Raw genomic sequence first — 568 nt, forward strand, 5'->3', positions numbered from 1 at the left:
ACAAAGCCAGTTTAGAAAATGATAAATGGACTAATGTAACTGAACTGTCTTTTGACAGTAATAATTACAGTACAGCACATCCAGCATTAAGCCCTGATGGGAAGACATTATATTTTGCTTCAGATATGCCCGGAACATTAGGGCAGTCTGATTTATTCAAGGTGAAAATAAATGATGATGGGACTTTTGGAACACCAGAAAACTTAGGAAATAAAATCAATACGGAAGGAAGAGAAACCTTCCCTTTTGTAAATGATGAAAATGAAATTTATTTTGCCTCTGACGGGCATCCCGGTCTTGGAGGATTAGATGTTTTTGTATCCAAAATAAATACTGACGGAAGTTTCAGTGAAGTGCAAAATGTAGGAGAAAATGTTAATTCGCCTAAAGATGATTTTGCTTATTTAATAGATACAAAATCAAGAAGAGGTTTTTTTAGCTCCAATAGAGATGGTGGACAAGGATACGATGATATTTATAAATTCTTAGAAACCAAAAGGCTTATTTGTGAACAACTTTTATATGGTGAAATTACTGATTTAACTACAGCAGAATTACTTTCAGATGC

General features: G+C 33.8%; 1 protein-coding gene. It reads left to right on the top strand.

The features are described 5' to 3' along the window. The coding region (locus tag AB674_RS21720; protein WP_047779384.1) for a TolB family protein at positions 1-568 on the top strand (568 nt) is incomplete at both ends.

Source organism: Flavobacterium sp. ABG (assembly GCF_001027725.1).
Classification (GTDB): domain Bacteria; phylum Bacteroidota; class Bacteroidia; order Flavobacteriales; family Flavobacteriaceae; genus Flavobacterium; species Flavobacterium cupriresistens.